The 25,298-nt window shown below is 73.2% G+C and carries 22 protein-coding genes; 12 read left to right on the forward strand and 10 right to left on the reverse strand.

The annotated features are described in order from the left end of the window. Positions 1–9 precede the first annotated feature (9 nt). Positions 10–159 carry a hypothetical protein gene (locus tag ACH4E7_RS10590; RefSeq protein ID WP_396248643.1) on the reverse strand — a complete coding sequence of 50 codons (150 nt, stop codon included), beginning with the start codon at positions 157–159 and terminating at the stop codon, positions 10–12. Positions 160–474: 315 nt separating this feature from the next. Between ACH4E7_RS10590 and ACH4E7_RS10595 the strand changes: the two genes are divergently transcribed. Then, positions 475–1,359, forward strand: a complete 885-nt coding sequence (locus ACH4E7_RS10595) for a LysR family transcriptional regulator (RefSeq protein ID WP_396248644.1) — start codon at positions 475–477, stop codon at positions 1,357–1,359. 71 nt (positions 1,360–1,430) lie between these two features. Here the strand turns inward: ACH4E7_RS10595 and ACH4E7_RS10600 are convergent, their stop codons facing one another. Genes ACH4E7_RS10600 through ACH4E7_RS10610 form a run of 3 tightly spaced genes read right to left on the reverse strand, consistent with a single transcriptional unit; the run spans position 1,431 to position 5,223 of the window. After that, positions 1,431–3,923, reverse strand: a complete 2,493-nt coding sequence (locus ACH4E7_RS10600) for an FtsX-like permease family protein (RefSeq protein WP_396248645.1) — start codon at positions 3,921–3,923, stop codon at positions 1,431–1,433. Continuing rightward, a complete protein-coding gene (locus ACH4E7_RS10605) occupies positions 3,917–4,666 on the reverse strand; it encodes an ABC transporter ATP-binding protein (RefSeq protein ID WP_396248646.1) in 750 nt (249 codons plus the stop codon). Before ACH4E7_RS10605 ends, ACH4E7_RS10600 begins: the two co-directional genes overlap by 7 nt. Further along, positions 4,657–5,223 carry a nuclear transport factor 2 family protein gene (locus tag ACH4E7_RS10610; RefSeq protein ID WP_396248647.1) on the reverse strand — a complete coding sequence of 189 codons (567 nt, stop codon included), beginning with the start codon at positions 5,221–5,223 and terminating at the stop codon, positions 4,657–4,659. Before ACH4E7_RS10610 ends, ACH4E7_RS10605 begins: the two co-directional genes overlap by 10 nt. Between ACH4E7_RS10610 and ACH4E7_RS10615 the strand changes: the two genes are divergently transcribed. Continuing rightward, positions 5,204–6,106 (forward strand): LysR family transcriptional regulator substrate-binding protein, encoded by a 903-nt coding sequence (locus ACH4E7_RS10615; RefSeq protein WP_396248813.1) that lies wholly within the window; start codon positions 5,204–5,206, stop codon positions 6,104–6,106. The two genes, ACH4E7_RS10610 and ACH4E7_RS10615, sit on opposite strands and share 20 nt — an antisense overlap. A gap of 9 nt (positions 6,107–6,115) precedes the next feature. Here ACH4E7_RS10615 and ACH4E7_RS10620 read toward each other — a convergent pair whose 3' ends face one another. From ACH4E7_RS10620 to ACH4E7_RS10635, 4 genes are all read right to left on the reverse strand, one after another. Continuing rightward, positions 6,116–7,210 carry a mechanosensitive ion channel family protein gene (locus ACH4E7_RS10620; protein ID WP_396248648.1) on the reverse strand — a complete coding sequence of 365 codons (1,095 nt, stop codon included), beginning with the start codon at positions 7,208–7,210 and terminating at the stop codon, positions 6,116–6,118. 490 nt (positions 7,211–7,700) lie between these two features. Further along, entirely contained in the window at positions 7,701–8,096 is a 396-nt protein-coding gene (locus ACH4E7_RS10625) for an SsgA family sporulation/cell division regulator (RefSeq protein WP_396248649.1), read from the reverse strand. Between the two features lie 144 nt (positions 8,097–8,240). Beyond that, positions 8,241–8,609, reverse strand: coding sequence for a PRC-barrel domain-containing protein (locus ACH4E7_RS10630; protein ID WP_396248650.1), 369 nt, complete (start codon positions 8,607–8,609; stop codon positions 8,241–8,243). Between the two features lie 143 nt (positions 8,610–8,752). Further along, positions 8,753–9,190: an SRPBCC family protein gene (locus ACH4E7_RS10635; RefSeq protein WP_396248651.1), complete on the reverse strand. Its 438-nt coding sequence runs from the start codon at positions 9,188–9,190 to the stop codon at positions 8,753–8,755. 247 nt (positions 9,191–9,437) lie between these two features. Here ACH4E7_RS10635 and ACH4E7_RS10640 point away from each other — a divergent pair, with 247 nt between their 5' ends. The 7 genes from ACH4E7_RS10640 to ACH4E7_RS10670 all read left to right on the forward strand — a co-directional run bounded on the left by ACH4E7_RS10640 (position 9,438) and on the right by ACH4E7_RS10670 (position 18,824). Further along, positions 9,438–10,337, forward strand: coding sequence for a SigB/SigF/SigG family RNA polymerase sigma factor (locus ACH4E7_RS10640; protein ID WP_396248652.1), 900 nt, complete (start codon positions 9,438–9,440; stop codon positions 10,335–10,337). A 117-nt stretch (positions 10,338–10,454) separates the two neighbouring features. Next, entirely contained in the window at positions 10,455–10,898 is a 444-nt protein-coding gene (locus tag ACH4E7_RS10645; protein ID WP_396248653.1) for an STAS domain-containing protein, read from the forward strand. 145 nt (positions 10,899–11,043) lie between these two features. Further along, positions 11,044–11,514, forward strand: coding sequence for an ATP-binding protein (locus ACH4E7_RS10650; protein WP_396248654.1), 471 nt, complete (start codon positions 11,044–11,046; stop codon positions 11,512–11,514). Between the two features lie 252 nt (positions 11,515–11,766). Then, positions 11,767–12,687, forward strand: a complete 921-nt coding sequence (locus tag ACH4E7_RS10655; protein ID WP_396248655.1) for a WD40 repeat domain-containing protein — start codon at positions 11,767–11,769, stop codon at positions 12,685–12,687. A 112-nt stretch (positions 12,688–12,799) separates the two neighbouring features. Next, entirely contained in the window at positions 12,800–13,813 is a 1,014-nt protein-coding gene (locus ACH4E7_RS10660; protein ID WP_396248656.1) for a hypothetical protein, read from the forward strand. A 1-nt stretch (position 13,814) separates the two neighbouring features. Further along, positions 13,815–17,375 (forward strand): OmpH family outer membrane protein, encoded by a 3,561-nt coding sequence (locus ACH4E7_RS10665; RefSeq protein WP_396248657.1) that lies wholly within the window; start codon positions 13,815–13,817, stop codon positions 17,373–17,375. 3 nt (positions 17,376–17,378) lie between these two features. Further along, positions 17,379–18,824, forward strand: a complete 1,446-nt coding sequence (locus tag ACH4E7_RS10670; RefSeq protein ID WP_396248658.1) for a hypothetical protein — start codon at positions 17,379–17,381, stop codon at positions 18,822–18,824. Here ACH4E7_RS10670 and ACH4E7_RS10675 read toward each other — a convergent pair. Beyond that, positions 18,821–20,032 (reverse strand): serine/threonine-protein kinase, encoded by a 1,212-nt coding sequence (locus ACH4E7_RS10675; protein WP_396248659.1) that lies wholly within the window; start codon positions 20,030–20,032, stop codon positions 18,821–18,823. The genes ACH4E7_RS10670 and ACH4E7_RS10675 overlap by 4 nt on opposite strands. Before the next feature lie 562 nt (positions 20,033–20,594). On the opposite strand from ACH4E7_RS10675, the gene ACH4E7_RS10680 reads away from it, so the two are divergent. Further along, positions 20,595–22,493: a putative Ig domain-containing protein gene (locus ACH4E7_RS10680; RefSeq protein ID WP_396248660.1), complete on the forward strand. Its 1,899-nt coding sequence runs from the start codon at positions 20,595–20,597 to the stop codon at positions 22,491–22,493. A gap of 133 nt (positions 22,494–22,626) precedes the next feature. Further along, positions 22,627–23,088 (forward strand): hypothetical protein, encoded by a 462-nt coding sequence (locus ACH4E7_RS10685; RefSeq protein ID WP_396248661.1) that lies wholly within the window; start codon positions 22,627–22,629, stop codon positions 23,086–23,088. Here the strand turns inward: ACH4E7_RS10685 and ACH4E7_RS10690 are convergent. Beyond that, complete coding sequence (locus tag ACH4E7_RS10690; RefSeq protein WP_396248662.1) at positions 23,078–23,251, reverse strand: hypothetical protein; 174 nt, start codon at positions 23,249–23,251, stop codon at positions 23,078–23,080. The two genes, ACH4E7_RS10685 and ACH4E7_RS10690, sit on opposite strands and share 11 nt — an antisense overlap. A 199-nt stretch (positions 23,252–23,450) precedes the next feature. Between ACH4E7_RS10690 and ACH4E7_RS10695 the strand changes: the two genes are divergently transcribed. Beyond that, entirely contained in the window at positions 23,451–25,121 is a 1,671-nt protein-coding gene (locus ACH4E7_RS10695; protein ID WP_396248663.1) for a phospholipase, read from the forward strand. Positions 25,122–25,298 lie beyond the last annotated feature (177 nt).

Genomic DNA, 25,298 nt, shown 5'->3' on the forward strand with positions numbered 1-25,298 from the left:
GTCGGGGCTTCACCCACCGCTCGAACGGGGCACGTGGTGCGCGGGGTGGGCAGGCGGCTCCGGATCGAGTTCTCGATCGACGACTCCGGGTGATCCTCGCCGGTCACCGCTGGGCGCGAGGCCGGCCGTGGCGGCGAACAGCGCGATCTTGTCGCGCACGGCGGACACGGTGGTGCCTCCTGAGGAATGCGGTGCGGGGGAGGCCCTGGAGGAAGCGAGGTGGCGACGCGTCCGCCACCGGGATGTCACGGGCGGACGGACGCGTCGACCTCGAAGCGCTGCGAGGGTCCCTCGACAGCGCCGGCACCAGGCCGAGAGTGCGCGGCCCCTGGGACGCGCACCGCACCGAACCCGAGCGATCGGGTTTCGGCACTCCCCCGATGGCCTCGGCCTGTCGCACTCCGCCAACTCTGGATTCGATCACCGAGAAGCACAAGTGAATGTCTGTGGACCGCATCTCGTAGCATCGCTGAGATGTTGAACCTCGAACGCCTGCGGGTGCTGCACGCGGTGGCGACGACCGGATCCGTCGTCGGTGCCGCACGGCTCCTGCACGTCACCACCTCGGCGGTCTCGCAGCAGATGGCACGCCTTGAGCAGGAGACCGGCGCGCACCTGGTGGAACGTCAAGGCCGGGGCATCCGCCTGACCGAGGCCGGCACCTTGCTCGCCGATCAGGCCGCAGAGCTGCTCGCGCAGGTCGAGCGCGTGATGACGACGATGGCGCAGCACCGCGGAGAGGTGACCGGCAACCTCACGATCGCGGCCTTCCCCACCGCCGCCCGCGGACTGCTCCCGCCGGCGCTGCGGGCGCTGCGGTCGCGTTACCCGGATCTGACGGTGTCGGCGCGGGAACAAGAGCCGTCCGACGCCATCCCGGCGGTGCGGCGCGGGCTGCTCGACCTGGCAGTCGTCGAGGACTGGATCGACGATCCGCTCGCCCTCCCGCAGGGGCTGGAGCACCGCACTCTCCTCGACGACACCTACGACATCGCCCTGCCCCCGGACCATCGGCTCGCCGGCCGCGCGACGCTGAGCCTGGCCGACCTCGGTGATGAGGACTGGATCACCTCGAGCGACGGGCAGCTGTGCCACGGATGGCTGGTGCGCAGCCTCGAGCAGGCCCGAATCACCCACACCGCCGCGGAACACCCGACCCAGATCGCACTGGTCGCGGCAGGACTGGGCATCGCCATCATCCCGCACCTGGGACGTGAGCCGACCGCCGCTCCGGTGCGGTTCGTGCCCCTGGCGGACGCCCCGCGGCGCCGGGTCTTCGCCATCTGGCGATCCACCTCGGCCGCGCGCCCCTCGGTCGGTGTCGTGATCGACGCCCTGATCGAGGCCTGTCCGGCGTGAGCGGGCTGCGGTGTCCGCCGATTCACCGGGGCCCGGGCGTTCGGGAGGAAGCCCGAACGCCCGGCGGTGTCCTACTCGCGCAGGCCCGAGGCCTCGATCGCCCGTGAGCGGGTCGTCCGTCCGGCCGCCCCCGACGCGGTGACCACGGTGACGACGGCGCAGAGTGCGACGGTCCCCAGGAGCGGCGCCCAGGGGATCACCGTCGGCGCCCCGGCCGCGAGCCTGCTCAGCGAGACGTGCTGGGTCACCGCGGCGAGGCCGGTCGCCACTGCGGCGAGTACGGTGCCGACGACCACCGCCACGGCGGACTCGGCGGCGGCCACCTTCACGATCTGGCCGCGCACCGCGCCGGCCAGTCCGAGTAGGGCGAACTCCCGTCGCCGCCCGGCCATCGCCATGACCAGGGTGTTGGCGACCGCGATCAGCGCATAGGCCAGCGCGACCCCCAGGAGGACCACCGCGGCGTTGTCCGTCTGCTCCGCGGCGTGCGCGCGCTGGGCCGACAGGTAGGCGGCGTAGGTCGTGACGTGCGCGCCGGAGCCGGCCAGCGCCCGGTTCACCGCGGCCGTCTGCTGGGCGTCGAGCGGCAGGCCCGGGCCCGTCGAGGAGTCGAGGTAGACCAGGCTCGGCATCACCGCGCCGGTCAGCGCGGCGGACAGGTAGGTGTCGTCGCCGTGTAGGCCGCGGGCGACGACCGCCGCGATGACGGTCCGGACCCGGGCGCCGGTCGGCAGCAGCGTGACCACCTCGTCCCCGGCCGACAGGCCGTCGGACCGGGCCGCGTGCTCGTCGATGACCAGGAAGCCGTCCGGCGGCGAGGCGAGCGAGCCGGAGAGCACCGGCGGTGTGACGGTCGTGCCGAGTGCCGCCGCGGGCACCGCGTTCGTGCTCAGAGAGTCGATCTGCTCTCCCTTCGCGGTCCCGATCCGGATGTTCATCGAGGTGACCGGGGTGACCCGGACCCCGGGTACGGCCGCCAGCCGCTCCAGCGTCCGGGCGTCGATGCCGGAGGTCCCGGAGGTCCCGGCGGCCCCGGGGGTCCCGGAGCCGCCGGGTACCACCACGTCCGCCGCGTGGACCTCCTGCTTCTGCCGGGCGAGCACCGCCGCGTCACCGGACTTCTGCACCGTCAGCAGGGTGCCGACCAGCCCGACGGCCACCACGAGCGGCGCCACCGTGGCAGCCGTACGCCGCCGGGCGGTGAGGATGTTCTCGCGCACCAGCAGCGGCCCGGCCTTGGCCGAGCGGCGCAGCGGGCCGATGAGCAGCCGGGTGACCGGCCGTAGCAGGATCGGTGCCAGCAGGGCGACGGCGCCGACGTAGAGGACCGGGACCGCCTGGTACTTGCGGGCGTTGGCCGCGAGGTACGGCTCGGTCCGGGCGATGACGATCCCCGCCGCGACCGCGCCGACCAGCATCCCGGCACCCAGCAGCCAGCGGACCGGCGTCATCCCCCGGCGCTCCACCGCGCTCTCGCGCAGGACTTCGATCGGCCGGATCAGCGAGACCCGGACCAGGGTGGCGGCCGAGCCGGCCAGCGCCGCGGCCACACCGATGACGAAGGAGACCAGCAACGGCAGGGGGGCGAAGGGGATGGTGAACCAGGCCGGGGCCACGTGGTGGTCCAGCATCCAGGATCGCAGCGGCGCGGTGCCCAACGGGGCGAGGAGGCAGCCGACGACCGCCGCCGCCAGGCCGACCATCAGCGCCTCGCCGAGCACCATGCGCCGCACCTGCCGGGGCGCGGCACCCACCAGCCGCAGCAGCGCCAGTTCGCGGCGGCGCTGCTCGGTGGCGAAGGCGAAGGTCGCGATGACGACGAACACCGCGACGCAGACCGCGAGTCCGGTGGTACTGCCCGCCATCGCCTGGGCGTTGGCCAGCGCCTGGGCGCCGCCGGTGGGGTCGGGGTCGATCCGGGTCAGCTCGCCGCCGCTAAGGACCACGGCCCGGCCGTCCACGAGCGAGGACAGCTGCTTCGCGTTCCGGTCGGTGACCAGGGCGTTGACGCCGGGCGACAGGCGCTGCGCCTCGGCGTCGCTGAAGAAGACCGCGTCCTCGAACCAGCGGGCGTCGGTGACCCCCACCACCCGGTAGCGCCCGGTGCCGTCGGCGGTGACGGCCTCGGCCTGACGCCCGATCAGCGACTCGCCGCCGCCGCCGACGGCGATCTCGTCCGGGGCCTGCGGCGCGCGACCGGCCGTCAGCCGGTAGCCCGCGAAGGCGGCGGAGGACCAGGGGTGCCCGGTCGTCCCCGCAGTGCCGGGGTCCAGCCGCACCGGGAAGCTGCGGTCGGGGGTGGCTTTCCCGGCCGCGGTCACCTTCGCCACGACCTCGTCCGGCAGCACCGCCGGGGCCTTCATCGGGCGCCCCTCGAAGCCCTGCGGCGCGACCACCACCCGGGCTTCCCCGAACCGCTGCGGCCCCGGGTGCGGCGTGCCGAAGGTGGCCGCCAGGGTCAGCGTCATCATGCCGATCATGGTCGTGCCGAGCGCGAGCGCGAGGAAGGCGCCCAGGAAGCCGGTCAGCCGGTGGCGCAGGGTGGCTGCGGCGATCCTCAGCACGGGCTCGTCCCGCTTCCGCCGGGCTGGGATCCGGGCTCCAGCGCGGCCATCCGCAGGGCCACGCCCTCGGCCGTCGGCTCGGCCAGTTCGCCGGTCACCCTGCCGTCGGCGAGGAAGAGCACCCGCTGCGAGTACGAAGCGGCCACCGGGTCGTGGGTGACCATGACCACCGTCTGCCGATGCTGCTCGACGACGCCGCGCAGCAGCGCCAGGACCTCGCGCGCGGTACGCGAGTCCAGCGCGCCGGTCGGCTCGTCCGCGAAGACCACCTTGGGCCTGGTCACCAGCGCCCGCGCGATGGCGACCCGTTGCTGCTGCCCGCCGGAGAGCTCGGCGGGCCGGTGCCCGCCGCGCTCGGCGAGGCCGACCTCGGCCAGCCCGCGGTCGATCGCCGCCGGGTCGATCGCGCGCCCGGCCAACCGCAGCGGCAGCTCGATGTTCTGCCGGGCGGTCAGCGCCGGGATCAGGTTGAAGGACTGGAAGACGAAGCCCATGTGCTCGCGGCGCAGCTCGGTCAGGGCGCGTTCGGAGAGCTCGTGCAGCGGCGCGCCGTCCAGCAGGACGGTGCCCGCGTCGACCCGGTCGAGGCCCGCCGCGCACTGCAGCAGCGTCGACTTGCCCGAGCCCGAGGGGCCCATGATGGCGGTGAACGTGCCCGTCGCGAAGTCGGCGTCCACCCCGTCGAGCGCCCGCACCCGGTCGTCGCCGCGGCGGTACGTCCGGTGTACGCCGGTCAGGCGCACGATGCCGCCCGAGTCCGTCGTACCGACGGAGGCCGGACTCGACGCCCGTGCCGCTGTTGCCCTGTTCCGGAACACTCGCTCGCCTTCTCCCTGGGGGTCGGTCGGGGACGTGGCTCACCCGCCGCGCCGACGCTAGGGCCGGACACGGCGTCCGCACCTCCGGATGGCCCCTGATCTTGACCCTGAGGAGCCCCTGAGGAGCCCCTGAGCCGGGCGGGTGGGCGGTCGGGGCACGGGGTGGGGTCGGCCGCCTCCGGAGGTGGTGCGGGCTCAGCCGAAGATCGCGGCGGGCTCGCCGGTGAACCAGGTGTTGTCGATGCGCAGCCGCCGGATGACCCAGCGGTCGCCGTCGCGGACCAGGTCGACGGCGTAGGGGTCTTCAGCAGCGCGTGCTTGGTGGGATCGGCGATGAGCAGGTGCTGGGCCTCGACCAGGGCGGTGAGGCGGGCAGTGTCGCCGTCGACGGTGATCCGCGGGTTGGTGACCTGGTGGGTGGTGTCGACCCGGCCGGTGAACATGCCCAGGATGGTGTCGACGATGGTGTCCCGCCCGGACATCAGCGGCGGCTCGGCGCCCCACTTCGCGGCGGCGGGGCGGAAGTCCAGTTCGGCGTCGGCGCCGGTCGGGCGGGAACTGTACGGGGAGCTCCGGCCCGCGTGGTCCCGGATCACCGCCGCGGTCGTGCGGGCGGTCGATGCCGGGCGGGGTCTGACCGGACTGCTACACGTGGCCTTCAACGGGCCGGCGGCGGGCCAGTTGCTGGTCGGAGTCACGCAGAAGTTCCGGGGGCGCCATCCCGACTGCGAGGTCCGGATCCGTGAGGCCCGGCCGCCGGAGGTGCTGTCGTGGCTGCGTGGCGGCGAGGTGGATCTCGCGCTGACCTGCCATCCGGTGCGGGCGGACGATGTCGTCATGGGGCCGGTGCTGGTGAGCGAGGCGCGCATGCTCGCGGTGCCGACCGGGCATCCGTTCGCCCGCCGGGAGGCCCTCTCCGTGGCGGACCTGGCCCGGGCGACGGTGCTGGAGATCCCGGAGGTGCTCCCGGATTCCGTGGGCGAGGGCGGCGGTTCGCAGCGGCCGCCCGCCGGCCGGCCCGGTTCTGCCGGCCCGGCGGCCACGACGTTCAACGAGGCGCTGACGCTCGTGGGCGCGGGGGAGGGGGTCTTCGTCGTGGGGGGCCCACGCCAGGAGGTACTTCGCCCGTCCCGACGTCGTCTATGTGCGTCTCACGGACGCGGCGCCGGTCGAATGAGGCCTGGTCTGGCCCGTCGACGGTGCCACGGCCCGGGTCCGGGCCTTCGGCGACGCGGCCCTGGCGGTGGTTCAGGAGGTGTGAGCCCGGGGCGGCCACGGCGGGGCCGGTACGGGGTGGGTCCTCATCGCTCTCGGCCCGCCGGCCGGCGTTCCCCGCACCGTCGATCCGTCGACCCGCGCGGGTAGCCCCGGGCCCTACGGGGTGCGGTGGCCAGGGTCCGGCCGGGGGGTGTCGGTGGCCCCCCGGGCGTCCGGGCGCATCCCCGGCGCGTCCGCGACGGGGATGCGCGGCAGGGCGTAGGGGTGGTGGTCGCGCAGGTAGCCGATGAGGTGTTCGCGCAGCCGGCAGCGGAGTTCGAACGCGTCGTCGGCGTTCGCCGCCGTGGCCAGCGCCCGGACCACCATGGTGGTGGGGGTGGTGTCGACCACCTGGAGGGCGCTGCCCTGGCCGTCCCACAGGTCGCTCTTGGCCAGGTAGGCGTCGAACTCCTCCCGCAACAGAGCGACCGGGGTGTGGTGGTCGAGGTGGAGCAGCGCCGTGCCGGTGATCCGGCTGGTACGGCGGGACCAGTTCTCGAACGGGCGGCCGACGAAGTACGACATCGGCATCACCAGCCGTCGCTGGTCCCAGGTGGCGATCACCACGGCCGTCAGGGTGATCTCCTCCACCGTCCCCCATTCACCGGCCACCACCACGACGTCACCGATCCGGGCCAGGTCGCCGAAGGCCATCTGCACCCCGGCGAAGACGTTGGCGAGCGTGCTCTGCGCCGCCACACCCGCCGCCACGCCGACCAGGCCGGCGGAGGCCAGCAGGCTCGTACCGACGCCGCGGACCGCCGGGAAGGTCATCAGGACGGCCCCCAGGGTCGCGACGGCGACGACCGCCTGGCAGATCCGGCCGAGCAGGCTGGCCTGGGTCCGGGCACGACCGGCCCACGCCGCATCGCGGCGGTACACGGCGAGCCTGAGCGCGCCGTCCACGAGGAGCGCCACCAGACGGGCGCACAGCCAGCCGCCGGACGCGATCGCGAGGATCACGGACAGGTGCCGCAGCCCCGTGCGGGCGGTCGGCGGCGGGTCGATCCACGGCTGCGCGGCGGAGAGCAGGAGGCACGCCGTCAGCGCCAGGACCGGGCGCCGGCACCGGCGGACCAGGCTCGGCACTCCGACAGTGCCGCCGGGGACCGCCAGCCGTCGCGCCACCACCTGCACCGTCCGGTCGAGGCCGTAGGTGAAGAGGGCGGCCGCGACGCCGACGGCGGCGAGGCGGAGCAGACTCCACCACATGTCCCGCTCTCCTTTCTGCTTCCGGCGGGTGAGGGGCTCGAGACCGGGCCGACGGGTGATCGCCCGTCGGCCCGGTCCCGGGTTCGCTGACCGCCGCTGACGGCGGTTCAGCCTGGTCGTTCAGCAGGGCGGTTCGGTGGGGCAGTTCAGTCGGGTGGTTCGGTCGGGTGGGGGGTGGCCCGGTTGCGGTGCGGGCGGTTCGGGGCCCGGCCGGAGGGGACTGGGCGCCGGAGGCGGATCCGGCGGAGGTACGGGCGAGCCGGGTGGCGGCGGCGGGTCGGGCACCACGGGCGGTCCGGGCGGCCGGGGCGGCTCGGGGGGCTCCGGCGGCACCAGGGGCTCCGGAGGTTCCGGAAGCAGCGGTGGTGGCGGGAGACCGGGCTGGGCGGGTGCGGTCGTCATGGGCGAGGGCTCCTCTCGGTGCGGTGCGGTCGGGAGACCGTGCGGTGACGCCGGGCCCCGCCTTCCGCCGGGGGCGGGGCCCGGCGGCTCAGGCGGCCAGCAGGTCCGCCAGGCCCTGGTCCCAGTCGATCCGGGTGTATTCGTGCCCGGGCGGGACGAGCTTGGTGGTGGCGGCCAGGAATCGGGCGACCGTCTCGGCGGACGCGGCGAGCAGGGCGATGCCCTCGTCACCGGCGAGTGCGATCAGCAGGCTGGTGTCGTCGAACAGCGCGACGTGGACGTCTCCCTCGCCCGCGGGTGTGTGCAGGCCGGTGATGAGCAATTCGCGCGAGAGCGACCACACCGCATCCGCCTGGTAGGAGGTGAAGTCCAGGTGTATCGCGTGGGAGTCGTCGGTCCGGTAGGACCAGCCGACGTCCAGGTCCCGGCTGCGTTCGTCGCCGGTCATCAGTCGCATGGGGATCCGGGTGGCGAGACGTTCCATGGAGTGGGTTCCCTTTCCCGGGTTCTTCGGGCCGGGACGGCAGCTGGCCGTCCCGGCCCGTTCTGTCTGTGGTGTTCGTCTGTGGTCTTCTGCTGTCTTCTGTAGTGCCCGGACGTCTGTCCGGCGCGGCCGCCGGAGGCCCGCTCACATGATCCGGCCGCCGTAGAACCGGTCGTAGTAGGGCCCGAAGCGTTCGCGGGTGTCGTTCTCCTGGTGGGGAGCGGCCTCGTCGAGGTCGGGGCTGTGCTTGATGTCGTCCTTGGACCGGTCGACGTAGACCTTCCGCTCGGCGAGTTCGATGCGCGTGACGGTGCCGGCCGGGAGCAGCACGCGCCTGCCGAAGATCCAGGGGCCGGTGTCGACGACCAGGTACTGCTCGCCGACCTCCTCGGACAGCTTGTCGACCTTGCCGATCGAGCCGTCGGTGGCCTCCACGTGGAAGCCGACGAGGTCGGTGCCGGCGGTGTGACCGGCGGCGGTGCGGAACTCCCAGATGGTGTGGCGTTCGTTCATGACTGCCTCCGTTCGCCCTTCGCGGGCCGGGCCGTTCCCGTACGGCCCGGCGGGTCGTATTCGCTCGGCTGCCCCCGATGCCGCGGTTCATGCCCTCGGATCGTCGATCCGTCCGGGAAGCCCGGAAGGCGTGCGGAGCCTGTTCAACCGGCCGCCGGTCCGCTGCTCCGCTCGACGTGCCGCTTGAAGTCGTTCAGGTCGTCGATGACACGGCGGTCGACGAAACCGAGCGCCTCCGCGAGGTGCGCCCAGAGCGCGTGCGGCTCGATCTCCAGCTGGAGCATCACCCGGGTGGTCCGGTCGTCCACGTGGTGGAAGGTGACCACGCCGCTGTGGCGCACCGGGGCGGTGCCGCCGCCGTCCCAGGCCACCCGTTCGCCCTCCACCACCTCCGTGGTCACGGCCTTGAACTCCCTGCGGCCGCCCGCGGTTTCGACGACCCAGCTGCTGCTCCCGGGACCGGACACGTCGACGCTCACCACGCCGCGCATGAATCGCGGAAAGTCCTCGCACCGTACCCAGTGCCCGTAGACCTCGTCGAGCGGCGCCGACACCTCGACCGACTCCTCGATCCGTCCCATCGTCTCTCCCTCCTCGACCTCCGGTATCCGCTCCCCCGACGCCGCCCACGCGGTGGCGGCTCACGGGTGTCCGGGTGCCCCGATTCCCGCCCGGCATGCACGGCGTGTGCGACCTCCGCCACGCCCGCCGCCGCAACGGCAGCCGCCCGACCGGGCCGTTCACGCAACCCTCACAGCGGCAGGGGGCATGGAAACCGCCTCGGCGGGTACCCGGGGACGGACCGTACGCCGAGGGGAAAGGACCGATATGGCCACGACCAGTGACGAACTCCTCCACCAGGCGACAGCGCCGGGACAGGACGGGGCCGCGGCGGTCGACGCGCCAGGCGCCCCCGGTGCCGTCGTCCCGGAGCTCGCCGACATCGAGGACCCGCGGCGGGTCGCGCCCGGCGACGCGCGCGAGCTGACCCGGGTGCTGCTGGCCCGGCTCTCGACGCTGGAGGAGGGCACCCGCGAGTACTCGTACGTACGGGCCACGCTGATCGAGCTCAACCTGTCCCTGGTGCGGTTCGCGGTCCACCGGGTCGGCAACCGGCGGGAGCCCACGGAGGACCTGATACAGGTCGGCTCGCTCGGACTGATCAAGGCGATCGACCGCTTCGACCCCGACCTCGGCGCGGAGTTCACCACCTTCGCCCTGCCCACCATCCTCGGTGAGATCCGCCGGTACTTCCGCGACACCACCTGGGCCGTGCACGTGCCGCGACGCCTGCAGGAGCTGCGCATCACCCTCGCCAAGGCCCGTGACGTGCTGTTCCAGCGCCTGGGCCGCGCGCCGACCGTGCCCGAACTCGCCGACCACCTCGGGCTCTCGGAGGAGGAGGTGATCGAGGGGCTCGCCGCCGCCAACGGCCGCACCGCCGGCTCCCTGGACACCTCCGCCACCGAGGGCGAGGAGGAGCCGAGCCCGCTCGCCCAGCGCCTGGGCGAGGAGGACGGCAGGTTCGCGACGGTCGAGAACCTGATCGTCCTCAAGCCCCTGATCGCCGCCCTGCCGGAACGCGACCGGCTCATCCTGTCCCTGCGCTTCGGCGAGGAGCTCACCCAGTCCCAGATCGGCGCCCGTCTCGGACTGTCCCAGATGCACGTCTCCCGTCTCCTCAGCCGCACCCTGAAGCACCTGCACGCGGACCTCACCGCCACCTGAGCCGGCCTCGCGGCACCAGGGACACACGCGACGCCGCGCGCGCCAACCACGGCCTGGCCGTACCGGGTTGGCGTGCGTAGGCTCGTGGAGCACACCCGTGGAGGGAACACGACGACGATGCCAGCCGAGAAGACGATGCCCGCAGAGAACGAGCCCGCGACCGTGCCGCCGAGCGCCGTACCCTCCGACTCCTCCCGGCCGGAGGCCCCGTCCAGGCCCGACCTGGTGGTACGCACCTGGCACACCGACACCCCGGCGGCCGTCTGCGCCTTTGCGGGTGACCTCGACATCGAGACCCTGGCGCCCGCCAGGAGCGCGCTGGACGGATTGGTGGAGCAGCATCCGCCGCTGCTCGTCGTGGACCTCGGGGGCGTCGACTTCTGCGACTCCTCCGGCCTGAACCTGCTGCTGCGCACCCGGATGGCGGCCGCTTCGGCGGACGTGGAGTTCCGTCTCGCGGCGCCCTCCGCGGCGGTGAGCCGACTGCTGGAACTGACCTGCGCCGACACCGTGTTCTCGCTCCACCCGTCCCTGGACGCCGCGCTCGCCGCACCGCTCTGACCACGGCCGTCGGCCGACGGCGAGGGCGTGGACGGTACCTGGTGCGGCCGGCTCCGGCCGCCGGCACGCATAATCCGGCAGTGGTCGGGAAACCGAGCAGACTAAGCGGAGCCACTCAGCGCCGAAACCGAAGGGGAACCCGCACATGACGACCAGCCGGGCAACCCTGGACGGCGACCGCCCGGGCGCCGGCCCCACCCTGCCGCCCGGCGGACAGCGCCGCCGCCTGCACCTGGCCGGTCTGCCGAAGCCCGTCGCCCGCGCCCGGGCGTACACCGCGCAGGCCGTCGCCGACTGGTCGTGGCCGACGGGCACGTCCGGCGCCGAGGACGACGTCGTGCTCCTCGTTGCCGAACTGGTCGCCAACGCCATGCTGCACGCCGACGGCCCCGTGGACCTCGTCCTGGACGCCTCCGAGACCCGGCTGCGGATCGAGGTCAGCGACCGGTCCACCGTCCTGCCCGAGCCGCGCCGACCCCACCGCCCGGGCCTTCCGGGCGGGCACGGGCTCTTCATCGTCCAACAGGCCGCCACCCGCTGGGGTGTCCTGCTCCAGGACGACGGCAAGACGGTCTGGGCCGAGGTCGACGCGCGGCCCCACAACCCCGGCAGCTGACCGGGCGCCCCGCGCACCGTCGCGGCGTCCGCGCACCTCGCGCGTGGTCGCCCGGTGGGGTGAGGCGTAGCGTCGACAGTGGTCGCGGGCGGGTCACCTCCCTCGTGCTGGAGCGCCGACATGCCAGGTACCGCGACACCGCCGCCCGGCCCCCCGCCCGGGCCGCCCCCTGGCCCACCGCCGGGTCCACCGCCCGGCCCACCGCCCGGCCCACCGCCGGGTCCACCGCCGGGCCCGCCGCCCGAGGTGTCCGTGCTGACCGGCCACACGGCGGCGGTGACCTGTGTCGCCGTCTCCCGCGACGGCCGCCTGCTGCTCTCCGGCAGCGAGGACCACACGCTCAGGCTGTGGGACCTCGAAGCCGGGGCGGAGCTGCGGCGCTGGGTCGCCCACGAGGACGGGGTGCAGTGCGCGGCCCTCTCCCCGGACGGTCGGCTCGCGGTGTCCGGCGGCGTCTGGGGTCCGGCGGTCCTGTGGGACACCGACACCGGCGCCGAACTACGCCGCTTCCACGGGCAGGAGCAGGGCTGCCTCGGTGCCGTCTTCTCGCCGGAGGGCCGGCTGGTGGCGACCGGCTGCGGGGACCACACCGTGCGCTGCTGGGACCCGGCGACCGGCCGGGAACTGCGCCGCTTCCCGGGGCACACCGCGGACGTCACCGCCGTCGCGTTCTCCCCGGACCGCAGCCGACTGCTCTCCGGCTCCGCCCAGTACGACTCGGGCGCCGACCAGGTAAGGCTGTGGGACCTGGAGGGCGGCAAGGAACTGCGCCGCTTCGGCGAGGGCCTGTTCGCGGTCACCGCCGTCGGGTTCGCCGTCCGGGGCGGCCTCGCCGTCGCCACCACCATGGACAACCTGCTGCACGTGTGGGATCCGGTCACGGGCGCGGAGACGGGCCGCTTCGAGGTCGGGGCGGGCAATCTGCGCTGTCTGGCGGTGTCCCCGGACGGCCGGCGGCTGCTGACCGGAAGCGGCACCGACTACTACGACGCCGACCTGCTCGCCGCCCTCGGCGTCGACAACCGGGTCCGGCTGGTCGACCCGGGGGACGGCCGGGAGCTGGCCCGCTACGAGGGCCACACCGGGAACGTCAACGGCGTGGCCTTCACCCCGGACGGCCGGCGCGCGGTCTCGGCCAGCGCGGACCGCACGATCCGGGTCTGGGAGCTGTAGCCCTCGGTCACCGGTTGCCCTCGGTCACCCGCCGGTGGAATCGTGGTAGGAGAAGGTCGGATCGGAACCCGAAATGGCCGAGCGGGCACCAGGAGAGCAACGCACCTCGACCGTGGACAGCCCAGTGGTCCGGGCCTCCGCCGGGCCCGGTGGGCGAGGTGTCGGCGCCCTCTGCGCGCTTCTCGGACTCCTCCCCGTCACCCCCGTCCTGGCCTGGGCGTACGGACTGGCGCCGTTCGCCGTCTGGTTCTGGTCGGTCACCGTGCCCAGCCTGGTGCTGCTCGCCGCCATCGGCGCGTGGAGCGCCCGGCGGCCGCGCCTGCTCCGACTGCACCGCGCCCTCGTCGTCGGAACCGTCGGCGGCCTGATCGGTACCCTCGGCTACGACCTGTTCCGGGTGCCGTTCGCGCTGGCCGGGGTCCGGCTCTTCGCCCCGATCGACACCTACGGCGTGCTCGCCCTGGACGCGGTCTCCTCCAGCCCGCGCACCGGGCTGGTCGGCTGGGCGTTCCACTTCTCCAACGGGATCGGCTTCGGGATCGGCTACGCCGTCATCGCCTCCGGCCGGCGCTGGCAGTGGGGCCTGGCCTGGGGCCTGATGATCGAGACCCTCGTGGTGGCCTCGCCCGTCGCCGGCGTCTACGCGCTGCGCGGGGCCGGGCTGATCGCCCTCGCCTACGCCGGGCACCTGGCCTACGGGGCCCCGCTGGGCCTGCTGGTCGCCGATCCCGAACGCGCCGTCCGCCGGCTGCGCGAGGTCGGGCCGCACCCCACCGCCTACGCGCTGCTGGCCCTCCTCCTGGTGCTGGTGGTCTGGCAGCGGCCGTTCGGCACCCCGGCGCTCGTGCGGGCCGGTGAGCGGGTGGCGCCGGGTCCGAGCGCCCTGGTGCTGGACGGACGGTTCCATCCGCAGTACCTGCGGGTGCCCGCGCACGGCTGCGTGACCCTGCGCAACGGCGACGGGGTGCCGTACACCCTGCCCGCCGCCGTCGGGTCGCCACGGCTGGACCCCGGGAGCACGACCGCGGCCTGCTTCGCCTCCGGCGGCAACGCCGTGTTGCGGGTGCGCACCTCCGACCAGCCCTACGCGGGCGGGTTCGTCATCGTGGACCGGACGGAGCGCTGAGATGACCACGGTCACGGCCCCGCAGACCGTCCCCACCATCGGCGACGTCGTCCGGCGGCTGCCCGGGTGGCTGCGCGAGCACGTCTGGTCCGCCGTGACCGGGGCGGTGGTCGGCGGTCTGATCGGCTACGCCATGAACGTCTGGCTGGTCGCCGTCCGCTACGGCGGCTGGCGGAAGGTGCCGCACGGGGCGCCGGCCACGAGCCACGGCAACGTCTTCCAGGGCGCGCTGTTCTGGGGCCTGCTCACCACCGTGCTGTTCGGCGTGTTCGGTTACTGGCACGCGGTCGGCACCACCCGCTTCCTGGCCGACCTGCGCGCGCTGCCGCGCACGCTCGGCGGGCTGGTCCGGGGCGACCGGTCGGCCTCCGTCCACCTGCTGTGGGGTGCGGCGGTCGCGCTGCTGGCCGCGCAGGTCGTGCCGCCCGCAGCCGGGGCGGTGCTCGCCGTCGGGGTGCTCGCGGGCGCGCCGAGTGTGCTCGGGAGTATCGTGTCGACGTTCCTGCGCCGGATCTGGTCGGCGGTGGTCCGGCAGATCGCCCCGACCCGCCACCACCGGATCACCGGGATCACCGGGATGACGGTGGGCCTGCTCGGCTCCGCCGCGTCACTGATCGTCGCCTCGCTGATCTCCAGCAGCGCGACCAAGTACGTCCTGGCCGGCGTCCTCGCGGTGGCCGCCGTCCTGATCAGCACCACCCGCACCCGCCCGCCCGCCACCGCCTGCGTCGTGCTGCTGGTCGGCGCCGTGGTGCTCCTGCACGGGATCACCGACGCGATCCCGGCCCACGCCGACGACGGCGGATCGCTGGAATGCACCGGCCAGGCCTGGCTGAGCTGCAACGGCAGCGCCACGGTGCTGCGGTACGCCACGGCCGGGGCGACCGCGGCCGCGGCGGGCGGGATCCTGGGCTCGTTCCTCGGCAACCTCGCCGGCACCCTGGCGGGCGAGCCCGGCACCGGCCCACCGGACGGCGGCGGCGAACCGCCGTGGCAGCCGCAGCCGAACATGCCGCCCGGTGACCGCCAGGCGATCGACAACTGGATCCAGGGTCTGCTGGACGATCCGGCCTTCCAGCGCTGGCGCGCCACCCACCCCGGCTTCACCGACCCGCCCACCGACGCCGAGTTCAACCAGTACCTCAACTGGCGCCACGCGCAGGGGATGGCGGACCCGGCCCTGACCCTGCCCAGCGCGCGGGCGGACCTCCCGGTGGACGCCGGACCGCTCCCCACGCTCCCGGCGGACGAACCGATACCGCTGCTCCCGGACCTGCCGCCCGGCCCCGAGCCACTGGACGAAGGGCCCAGCGGGGACGCCCAGCCCATACCCGACCAGCCCCCCGCTCCTGTTCCCGCGCCCGCGCCGCCGCCCGCACCCGATCCCGCCCAAGCGATCCGGGACCGGCTCCAGGCGCTGAGCGACGCCAACTACTACGACCCCGACCCCGACAACCCGTCGCACTACTGGCAGCGGCTGCAGGGCCTGCTCGACAACGTCGACCCGGCCAAGGGCCTCGCTCCCGACCAGCTGCAGACCATCACGGACCTGGAGAGGAATCTCCGGGACGCCAACACGAAGGGACTGGAAGCCCGGGAGACGGCCCGCGACGACGGCATGGACAAGCTCCTCGCCGCCGGCACCAAGCGGGACGCGGACTACACCGACTACCTGCACCAGCTGGACGCGACGGAGGCCCGCGAGAACTACCTCAGCAACCTGATCGACCACCTCCCGCCCGGCCAGTTCGAGATGGCCAACCGGGTGCTGCAGCAGATCGAGAGCGGCGCCCCGGGCAGTGACACCGAGGGTGCGTTGCGCCAGATGTCCACCGCGCTGCTCACCCAGGCCCAGGGCCGGAACGAGGCGGAGGCGGCCGCCGCCGAGCTGGATTCGATCGCGGCCCAGGAGCACGAGGCCGCCGCCGTCGGCTGGCAGCACGTCGCCATCGCCGGGGAGATGCTGCTGGCCCCGTTCGCGGTGCCGCTGACCGCCGCCGGCGCCGCCCAACTCGGGGCGTTCATGGTCGGCCGCAACGCCGTCCAGGGCTTCGGCGTCGGGTACGAGGAGGGCGGGCTCGGCCACGCCCTGCTCGGCGCGGCGAACGCGGTGCTGCCGATCAACACCCTGCAGGCCGCCTACCAGGCCACCGTCGGCCAGGTCATCGACCCCAACGGCCCGGCGCCGCAGGCCGGTCGGGCCAGCATCGCGCTCGCCTTCGTCCAGGACCTCGGCAACGCCGTCGGGCTCCACTCGCTGGGCCTGAACACCATCGGTCCGGCGGCCACCGACGCGGTCAAGGAGACCTCCGCGCTGAGCCAGCTGCACGGCGGCCAACCGCCGCCCGGCCCGGTCCCGACCGCCAAGGCCGCCACCGACGCCGCCTACCGCGCCGAGCAGGCCGCCGGACAGAAGGCGGCGGAGGAATTCCAGCGGATGGCCGACGACCTGCGCGGCCTGAAGGCGCAGGGGGCGAGCGCGGACGAGATCGCCGCGGCGCAGAAGGCGCTCCAGCAGAAGGCCGTCGACATCAATTCCATGTACCAGGCCAAGGCCACGCTGAAGACCGTTCCCAAGGAGATCCAGAAGGAGTACGCCGACGCCCTGAACCCGGTGCTGACGAAGGTCCAGGAGGACACCGTCGCCGCCCTCAACGCACAGGGCTTCACCAGGGGCGGACGGCCGCTCACCACCGGCGACCTGATCGACCTGCGCAACGCCAAGAGCATGGGCACCGTCGGAATGGACCGCGACCTGGCCCTCAACCAGATGGCCTACCGCCAGACCCTCGCCCAGTTGGAGAAGGTCCCGCCCACCTCGCTGCGGGCCGACGACCTGCTGGAGGAGCTCAAGCAGTTCCGGGGCACCTCCCAACTGGAGCACAACGGCGTGCCGGTGAGCCCGTCCAAGGCCAACGAGGACTTCCAGGCCGCATACAACAAGGCGTACGGCGACGCCACCGGCGGCAAGGACGCGGACAAGGCGCTGCAGTCCGTCACCCAGAGCAAGCACCCGGAGGCCTACCAGGACCTGCCGGTGCTCAAGAACGACGCCCTCGGCTACCCGCCCGACCCCAAATGGGCCGCGCAGACCGGGTCGGTGACCACCTACAAGACGTACATGAACCCGAAGGAGCTGAGCCCGGGCAGCGCGCTGCAGGAGACCGCCCGGGGCGTGGCCAAGGACATCACCACCAAGCTCGAACCGATGATGTACTACTACCAGGGCGCGGACCCCGCCGCCTACCAGCGGGTCCTGGACATGAAGGGCTTCCTGAGCGACTGCGGCAAGGGCATCTACGCCCCGTCTCAGATGGAGCTGCTGTCCCAGCAGAAGTTCGGTACCTCGATCAACGGCCTGGCCCAGCAGGTCGATTCGAACCTGTCGGCCTTCGTCCAAGGACACGGCGCGCTGCAACCCGCGTTCCGCGCCCTGCCCGGTCCCGGCCTGAGCGAGCTCGGCGGCCACGTCGCGCAGGCGGTCGGCGGGCAGGCCGGGAACGTGGTCAAGGGCATCGCCTCGGGCCCGGCGCGTGATGGCGAACCGTCGGAAGGGAAGTGAGCCATGGACACCGAAGCCACCGGTGTGGCGGCACCCGACACCTCCTCGCCGGGCGGCCTGGCCCGTACCATCCGTCTCGGCCGGGCCGAATTCGCTCCGCTGGCACGTCACCTGGAGCTTCCCGAGCCCGGCGTGCTGTCACCGCTGACCGACCTGGGCGCCCCGAGCCCGGACACGACCGGGCCGATCCGGGAAATCGCCGAGCTGCTCCGGGAGTTCACCGGGCTGCCCACCGTCACCGTGCGGACCGCGCTGCTCCCGCTCGCCGTCCCCGACCGGGTGGTGGACGCCCGCAGCGCCCTGTTCAACAGCGCGCCGACCCAGTGCCGGCTGTACGCCTCCCGCCGGTCCGAGGACGTCTTCGTCGGCCTGCGGCCCGGGGTGGACGGAGGGTACGAGCTGCTCGCGCCGTTCGCGCCGCAGGACCTCGTCTGGTGGGTGCAGCTCCAGCTGCAGTTCTCCAGCGGCCAGCCGATGCCGCTGCCGCAGGAGGAGCTGACCGCCGAGCAACTGGCCTTCCTGCTGGTGCTGGTCGACGCGTACAAGACCGCCTTCTTCCGCTCCTTCGCCGGGCGGCGGACGGAGCCGACGCCGGTCACCGTCTCCTCGGCGGGCGTCCTGGAGGCCCAGAACGACGCCCTGCGGGTGGCCGACCGGCGCTGGATCAGCCACGCCGTCGCGGAGTTGTTCGCCTCCCAGCTGCACCCCGGCGGGCGGACCGGCGCGACCCTGCCGCCGGTCACCGCCGCCGTCGCCGAACGGGAGCTGCGGCGCTACGAGGAGGCCGGATACCTCGCCCGCGTCGGGACCGGCGATCCGCCGGCGTACGAGCCCGGGCTCACCCTGGCGACCTTCGCGGGCACCCTGTTCACCTGGATCAGCCTGCTCTCCCTGCACGACGTCCAGGTGGTCGGCCATGAGGCGGGCCGACCTGTCGCGCAGGAGGACATGGTGCTGTTCGTGGTGACCGAGCCGACCGTCTGGGCCCTGGTCAGCCAGGGCCTCACCCGGGCCCGCGAGGACTGGTCGGCCGTCCGGTTCGGGCTGCGGGCGCTCGGCGCCGTGGAGGCGTGCAACCTGGCCGACGAGTTCCTGCGGCCGATCCCCGAGCTGACCCTGTCGGAGGAGGTCTACCGCCCGAGGGCGGAGCCGGTGACGGTGTCGGTGCCGGTGGCCGAACCGCTCAGCCGCCCGCCCGCGTCGCCCGTGCCGCCGGCCCCGCCCACCGCACCCGCCTTCCGACCCACACACCGCGTCCCGTCCGGCGGCATGTCCGCCTGGACCGCGCCCGACCCCGCGCTCAAGGCCGTCACCAGGATCGACGGGAGAGTGGAGCTGGAGGTGTTGCAGCGGGCCGGGGACTGGGCGCACATCGTCTGCTCCAACGGCTGGTCGGCCTGGGTGGACGGGCGGCGGATCGAGGAGATCGGGCCCCGTACCGGGCCCTAAGGGATGGTGAAGGTGCTCAGCGCGGTCGTGAGGACCGGCTGGTAGGAGGCCCAGTCGGAGTCGGGGGTGGAGAGGTAGACGGTGTACTCGGTGCCGTTCGGGGCGAGGAAGGACTGCGCGCCCACGTGGGTCGGGCCGAAGGTGAACTCCCAGGAGGCGGCGGGGTTGCCCTGGTAGGTGTCGGCGCGCAGGTCGATCCGGGTGTAGCCGCCCTGCTGGGTGAGTGACTGTTCGAGCTGGCGGAAGCCGTCGACGGGGGCCTGTTTGGAGGGGTTGGCGATCAGGGTGAACCGCAACACGTGGCCGCCGTTGTCCGGGGAGTAGTCGCCGGCGCCCATGCCGTTGTCGGTCCGGGTCCAGCCGGTGGGGGCCGCGAAGCTGAAGCCCGCCGGGTCGTTGGTCTCGACGTAGCCGGGGGGCACCGCGGCCCCGGGGGTCTGCGGGGGAGCGGTCGACGGGGGCTGGGGCGAGGGCGTCTCGGGTGTCGGCGGTGGGGTCGTGGGCGTCTCGGGTGTCGGCGGCGCGGTCGCCGACGGCGGCGTGGCCGGGGCCGTGATGGTCGCCCGGTGCTGCGTGCCGCGGCCGGCCAGCAGGAAGACCAGCCCGCCGATCAGGGCCAGGGCGAGGACCACCGCCGCGATCAGCGCCCCGGGCCGTCGCGCTGCCGGAGGCGGCTCGCCCGGAAGAGGGGTGGAGGCTGCCGCGGTCGGCTCCCGGGACGGCAGCGCCTCGGCCGTCGCCGGGCCGACGGTGAGGCCGGCTGCCACCCGGTCGAGCATGTGCCCGGTCCACTCGGCGCCCGGCCGCTGTGCCGGGTCCGTCCGCAGCAGCGACTGGATGACCGGTGCGAGCGGACCGGCCCGACGCGGTGCGGGCGGCTGCTCCGCCGGCGGTCGGCCCTCCACGGCCGTGTACAGCGTGGCGCCGAGTGACCACAGATCCGCCTCGGGGCCGGGCGGACGGCCCGCGAGCCGCTCGGGAGCCCGGTACTCGGGGGAGGCGTCCGACGGACCGGCCGCGAACGCGCCGAGCACCGCCCGTCCCCGCTCCAGCACCACCCGGCCCGGCTCGACGGCCCCGTGCACCAGCCCCGACCGGTGTCCCCGGACCAGCGCGGCCAGGATCTGGGTGCCGACCCGGGCCGCCTCGCGCGGCGGCAGCGGCCCGTCGGCAGCGATCACCTCGGCGAGGGTCCGCCCATCGACCATCGCTGCGCTCCAACCGTGCCTCGACCCCTATGGCCAGTCTCCCGCCGAACCCCATCGAGGGCCATCCGATGCAGTCCGGGCCGAGTGGGACGTCGAACGCGGCTTCGCAGCCGAACTGACCTGTCCCGCCTTGGCGACGGCGCTTGTGGCAGCGATTTTCCCGACGGCGACTCTGCCGCGTTTCGGCGCGTCGAAGGCCGTTCACAGCCCATGTCGAAAATGTTGAGGATGCGACGTTTCACTGAATGGGAAAACAGTGTTCTGACCGCTATTCAGTGAATGGCTACACGCGTCAACTTCACCGCCCATCAGGGACTTCACCTGCCCTGACATCCATTCTTAATGATTCCTTACCCTTGGCCGTTGACCCGCGTTCATCAGCTCTGCTTTCCTTCATGCCCAGCAGGCGGCCTGCAGTCGACGGGCAGTCAATTCCGGTGTCGGAACACAGGACCGGATTTGGCTTTCGGCGGAATTCGCCGTCTGCTCCTTCCCCACAAAGGGATCGTTCGCGGCCCCCCGGCCGTACGGGCGATCGGTACGAGAGAGGCACCCTCACCCCATGGGTCACTCCCGCAGAACGCGGCGCGCCAAGTACGCGGCGCTCACCGGAATAGCGTCGCTCGCGCTCGCCGCCGCCGGCCTGGCCGGTGCGGCCGGACCGGCCGCCGCCCAGGACATCTCCGGCTCCCAGGGCAGCACGGCCAACGAGTTCAACCCCTGGAGCCCGCAGAACGGGCACCAGTACCGCCACGGCGCGGTGCCGGGCAAGCAGCAGCACGAGAACTACAAGCAGTGGCTCGCCGCCCACAACCAGGCTGCGGCCACCGGCCAGCAGACGCTGTCCTACGGCGGCGGCGTCGACGGCATCGGCGTGCAGAGCGGTCACTCCAAGGTCTACCTGGTCTTCTACGGCAACCAGTGGGGCACCCAGACCACCGACGCCAACGGGAACGCGAAGTTCTCGGGCGACTCGGCGGGCGCCGCCGGTGCCACCCAGCAGATGTTCAAGGGCATCGGCACCAACGGCGAGACCTGGTCGGCCGACCTGACCCAGTGGTGTGACGGTCCGAACGTCGCCAGTGGCGCCGTCAGCTGCCCGTCGAACGCCAACTTCATCCCGTACCAGAGCGGTGGCGTGCTGTCCGGCGTCTGGTACGACAACGCGGCCGCCTCGCCCGCCCAGGCCAGCGGCAACCAGCTGGCTCAGGAGGCCGTCAAGGCCGCCGGCCACTTCGGCAACACCACGGCCGCCTCCAACCGCGACGCGTACTACATCATCCTGTCGCCGCACGGCACCAACCCGGACGACTACCAGAACCCCACCACCGGGTACTGCGCCTGGCACGACTGGAACGGTGACACCACCCTCAACGGCGGTGCGGCGAGCTCGCCCTACGGCGACATCGCCTTCTCGAACCAGCCGTACAACATCGACCAGGGCGCGAACTGCGGTGTCGGCTTCGTCAACTCGCCCGGCACCCTGGATGGTTGGACGATGACCCTCGGCCACGAGTGGCACGAGATGATGTCCGACCAGAACCCGGCCGGCGGCTGGACCAACCACGTGACCGGCAGCTCGTACAACGGCCAGGAGAACTCCGACGAGTGTGCCTGGATCAAGCCCGGTAGCACCGGCGGCGCCGCGAACGTCTCGTTCGGCTCCTACGGCAGCTTCGCCGAGCAGGCCAGCTGGTCGAACGACACCAACTCCTGCGCGATCTCGCACACCATCCTGACCCACGGCAACACGGTCACCGTCACCAACCCGGGCAACCAGACCGGCACGGTCGGCACCGCCGCCAGCCTGCAGGTCCACGCGAGCGACTCGGCCTCGGGTCAGACCCTGACCTACTCGGCCACCGGCCTGCCCGCCGGCCTGTCGATCAACTCCTCGACCGGCCTGATCTCCGGCACGCCGACCGCCGCCGGCACCTCCAGCGTGACGGTCACCGCGACCGACACCACCGGCGCCGCCGGCAACACCACCTTCACCTGGATCGAGTCCTCCACCTCGGGCGGCGGCAGCGCCGTCACCAACGGTGACTTCGAGGCCGGCAGCCTGACCGGCTGGACCGCCGCCGGCTCCACCTCCGCCACCACCGCCGCCGCCCACAGCGGCAGCTACGGCGCGATGGTCGGCTCCACCAACCCGACCGGCGACTCCTCGATCGCCCAGACCTTCACCGCGCCGACCGGCTCCAGCAAGGTGTCCTTCTGGTACAGCAACACCTGCCCGGACACCGTGACCTACGACTGGGCCACCGCCACGCTGAAGGACAACACCACCGGCACGACCACCACGGTCCTCGCCAAGACCTGCGCCGCCACCGCGACCTGGACCAACCAGAGCGCGGCCGTCACCCCCGGTCACTCGTACACGCTCACCCTGAGCAACCACGACGACAACTACGCGGGTGACCCGACCTACACCTACTACGACGACGTGACCGTCTCCTGACGATCGACACGCCGAACGCGCCGGGGTGGGCCTCGTGCCCGCCCCGGTGCGGTTTTTTGGTTTCCAAGGGATCCGATCCGGCCTCCGGTGCGTCGAATCGGCACCCCTCGAACATCTGCACAAGGGAACCACTGTGAACCTGAGAAGACCCACCGTCCTGGCTCTGACCTGCGCCGCCGCCCTGCTGGCCCTGGCCGGCTGCGGCTCGACCGGGGCCTCGACGGCCTCCTCCGCCCCGGCCTCCACTGCCTTGGTGCCCACGACCACGCCGGCCGCGGTCACCGCCGACGAACACGCCAACCACACCACCCTGAAGGTCGCCGTCGGCACGACGGTCTCCGTCGACCTGCACAGCACCTACTGGTCCGCCGTCACCAGCTCCGCCCCCGACACCGTCGCCCCGGCCGGTTCCCCCACCACCTCCCCGTCCCCCTCCTGCCGCCCGGGCGGGGGCTGCGGCACCGTCACCACCACCTTCGCCGCCCGCACGCCCGGCACCGCCCACCTCACCGCCTCCCGCACCAGCTGCGGCGAGGCCCTCAACTGCGGGCCCGAGCAGCGTACGTACGACGTCACGGTGGAGGTCACCGGCTGAGCTCAGTGCCCGCCACGGGGGCGTCGCAGCCGGTGCGGTCCGGACAGCCGGCGAAGACGTCCGCCTCGGTGGCGGCCTGGTTCATCGTGCCCTCCGGGCACAGCCGGACCGCGGTGGCGTCGACGAGGAAGCCGACGCCACCGCCGTCCTGGTTGACCGTCACCTTCCCCGCCTCGTGCCCGAGGTCGGTGAGGGCTGACCGATCGTCGTCGGCGCGGGAGTCGGCGCTCGGATCCCCACCCGCCCGGCCTGAGGGGCGGCGCCCTTCTTGATGGGGCCCTGACACGAGATCAGGTTACTTTAGGGTAATTTAACAGTGTCATCCGAGTGAATGTCACCGGCCTCTCATGAAGGACTTGTACGTGCTCGATCACCAGCCCCGCCGTTCCGGCCGCCGTCTCGCCGGTTCCGCGCTGGCCCTCGCCACCGCCGTCTGCGTGCTGCCCGTCGCCCCCGCGTTCGCCGATCCGGCTCCCGCCCCGGCCCCGGCCGCCACCGGGCAAGCCGACGCCACCCCGCACCTGGACGCGGTGGAGCAGACGCTGCGTCAGGTGTCGCCCGGCCTGGAGGGGACGGTGTGGCAGCGCACGGCGGGCAACCGGCTCGACGCGCCGGCCGACGATCCGGGCGGTTGGCTGCTGCAGACCCCCGGCTGCTGGGGCGACCCGTCCTGCACCGAGCGCACCGGCACCCGCCGGCTGCTCGACAAGATGCGCGAGAACATCTCGCACGCCACCCGCACCGTCGACATCTCGACCCTCGCGCCGTTCCCGGACGGCGCGTTCCAGAACGCCATCGTGGACGGCCTCAAGGCGTCGGTGGCCGCGGGGAACAAGCCGCACGTGCGGATCCTCGCCGGGGCCGCGCCGCTGTACAACATCACCGCGCTGCCGTCCAAGTACCGGGACGAGCTGGTGGCGAAGCTCGGTCGCGCCGCCGGCAGCGTGACCCTGGAGGTCGCCTCGATGACCACCGCCAAGACCGCGTTCTCCTGGAACCACTCCAAGCTGCTGGTCGTCGACGGGCAGAGCGTCATCGCCGGTGGGATCAACAACTGGAAGAACGACTACCTCGACACCGCCCACCCGGTCACCGACGTCGACCTCGCGCTGACCGGTCCGGCCGCCGGTTCCGCCGGTTCCTACCTGGACACCCTGTGGGACTGGACCTGCCGCAACACCGGGACGTTCTCGGCCGCCTGGTTCGCCGCCTCCAACGGTGCGGCCTGCACCCCCGACCTGGAGCAGCGCCTCAACCCCTCGGTCGACCGGGTGCCCGCCACCGGCGGCCAGTCGGTGATTGCCGTCGGGGGCCTGGGCGTCGGGATCCGCGACAACGACCCCGCCTCCGACTACCACCCGGGCCCGGCGCCCGTCGCCGACGACGTCAAGTGCGGCCCGATCGGCCTGCACGACAACACCAACGGCGACCGCGACTACGAGACGGTCAACCCGGAGGAGAACGCCCTGCGCGCGCTGATCGCGAGCGCGGACAGTCGCATCGACATCTCCCAGCAGGACGTCACCGGCACCTGCCCGCCGATGCCCCGCTACGACGTACGGCTCTTCGACCTGCTCGCGGGCAAGCTCGCCGACGGCGTGAAGGTCCGCATCGTGGTCAGCGACCCCGGCAACCGGGGCACGGTCGGCAGCGGCGGCTACTCGCAGATCAAGTCCCTGAAGGAGATCAGCGACACCCTCGCCGCCCGCCTCACCGCCCGCCTCGGCGACCCGGCCCAGGCGAAGACGGCGATGTGCCGGAACCTCCAGCTCGCCCCGTTCCGCGCCGCCCCCACCTCCACCTGGGCCGACGGCCACCCCTACGCGCTGCACCACAAGCTGGTCTCGGTCGACGGATCCGCCTTCTTCATCGGCTCCAAGAACCTCTACCCGGCCTGGCTGCAGGACTTCGGCTACCTCGTCGAGAACCGTACCGCCGCGACGCAGCTCAACGACCAGCTGCTCGCCCCGCAGTGGCAGTACTCCCAGGCCGCCGCGACCTACGACTACACCCGCGGGCTGTGCCAGGGCTGACGCCGCACCACCCTTGCCGGTGCCGCCGGACGGAAGCAGTCCGGCGGCACCGGTCCGCGGCCGCTGCACCGCGAGGGTGCCGGCGGGGCACCCTGGTCTGCCCTTCGGTCCCTGGCGCGGCGGCCGTCGAGCGCGTAGGCAGGAAGGGTTGCTGTCCCCGCACGGGAAGAGGCCCCT

Source organism: Kitasatospora sp. NPDC018058 (genome assembly GCF_044327205.1).
Classification (GTDB): Bacteria; Actinomycetota; Actinomycetes; order Streptomycetales; family Streptomycetaceae; genus Kitasatospora.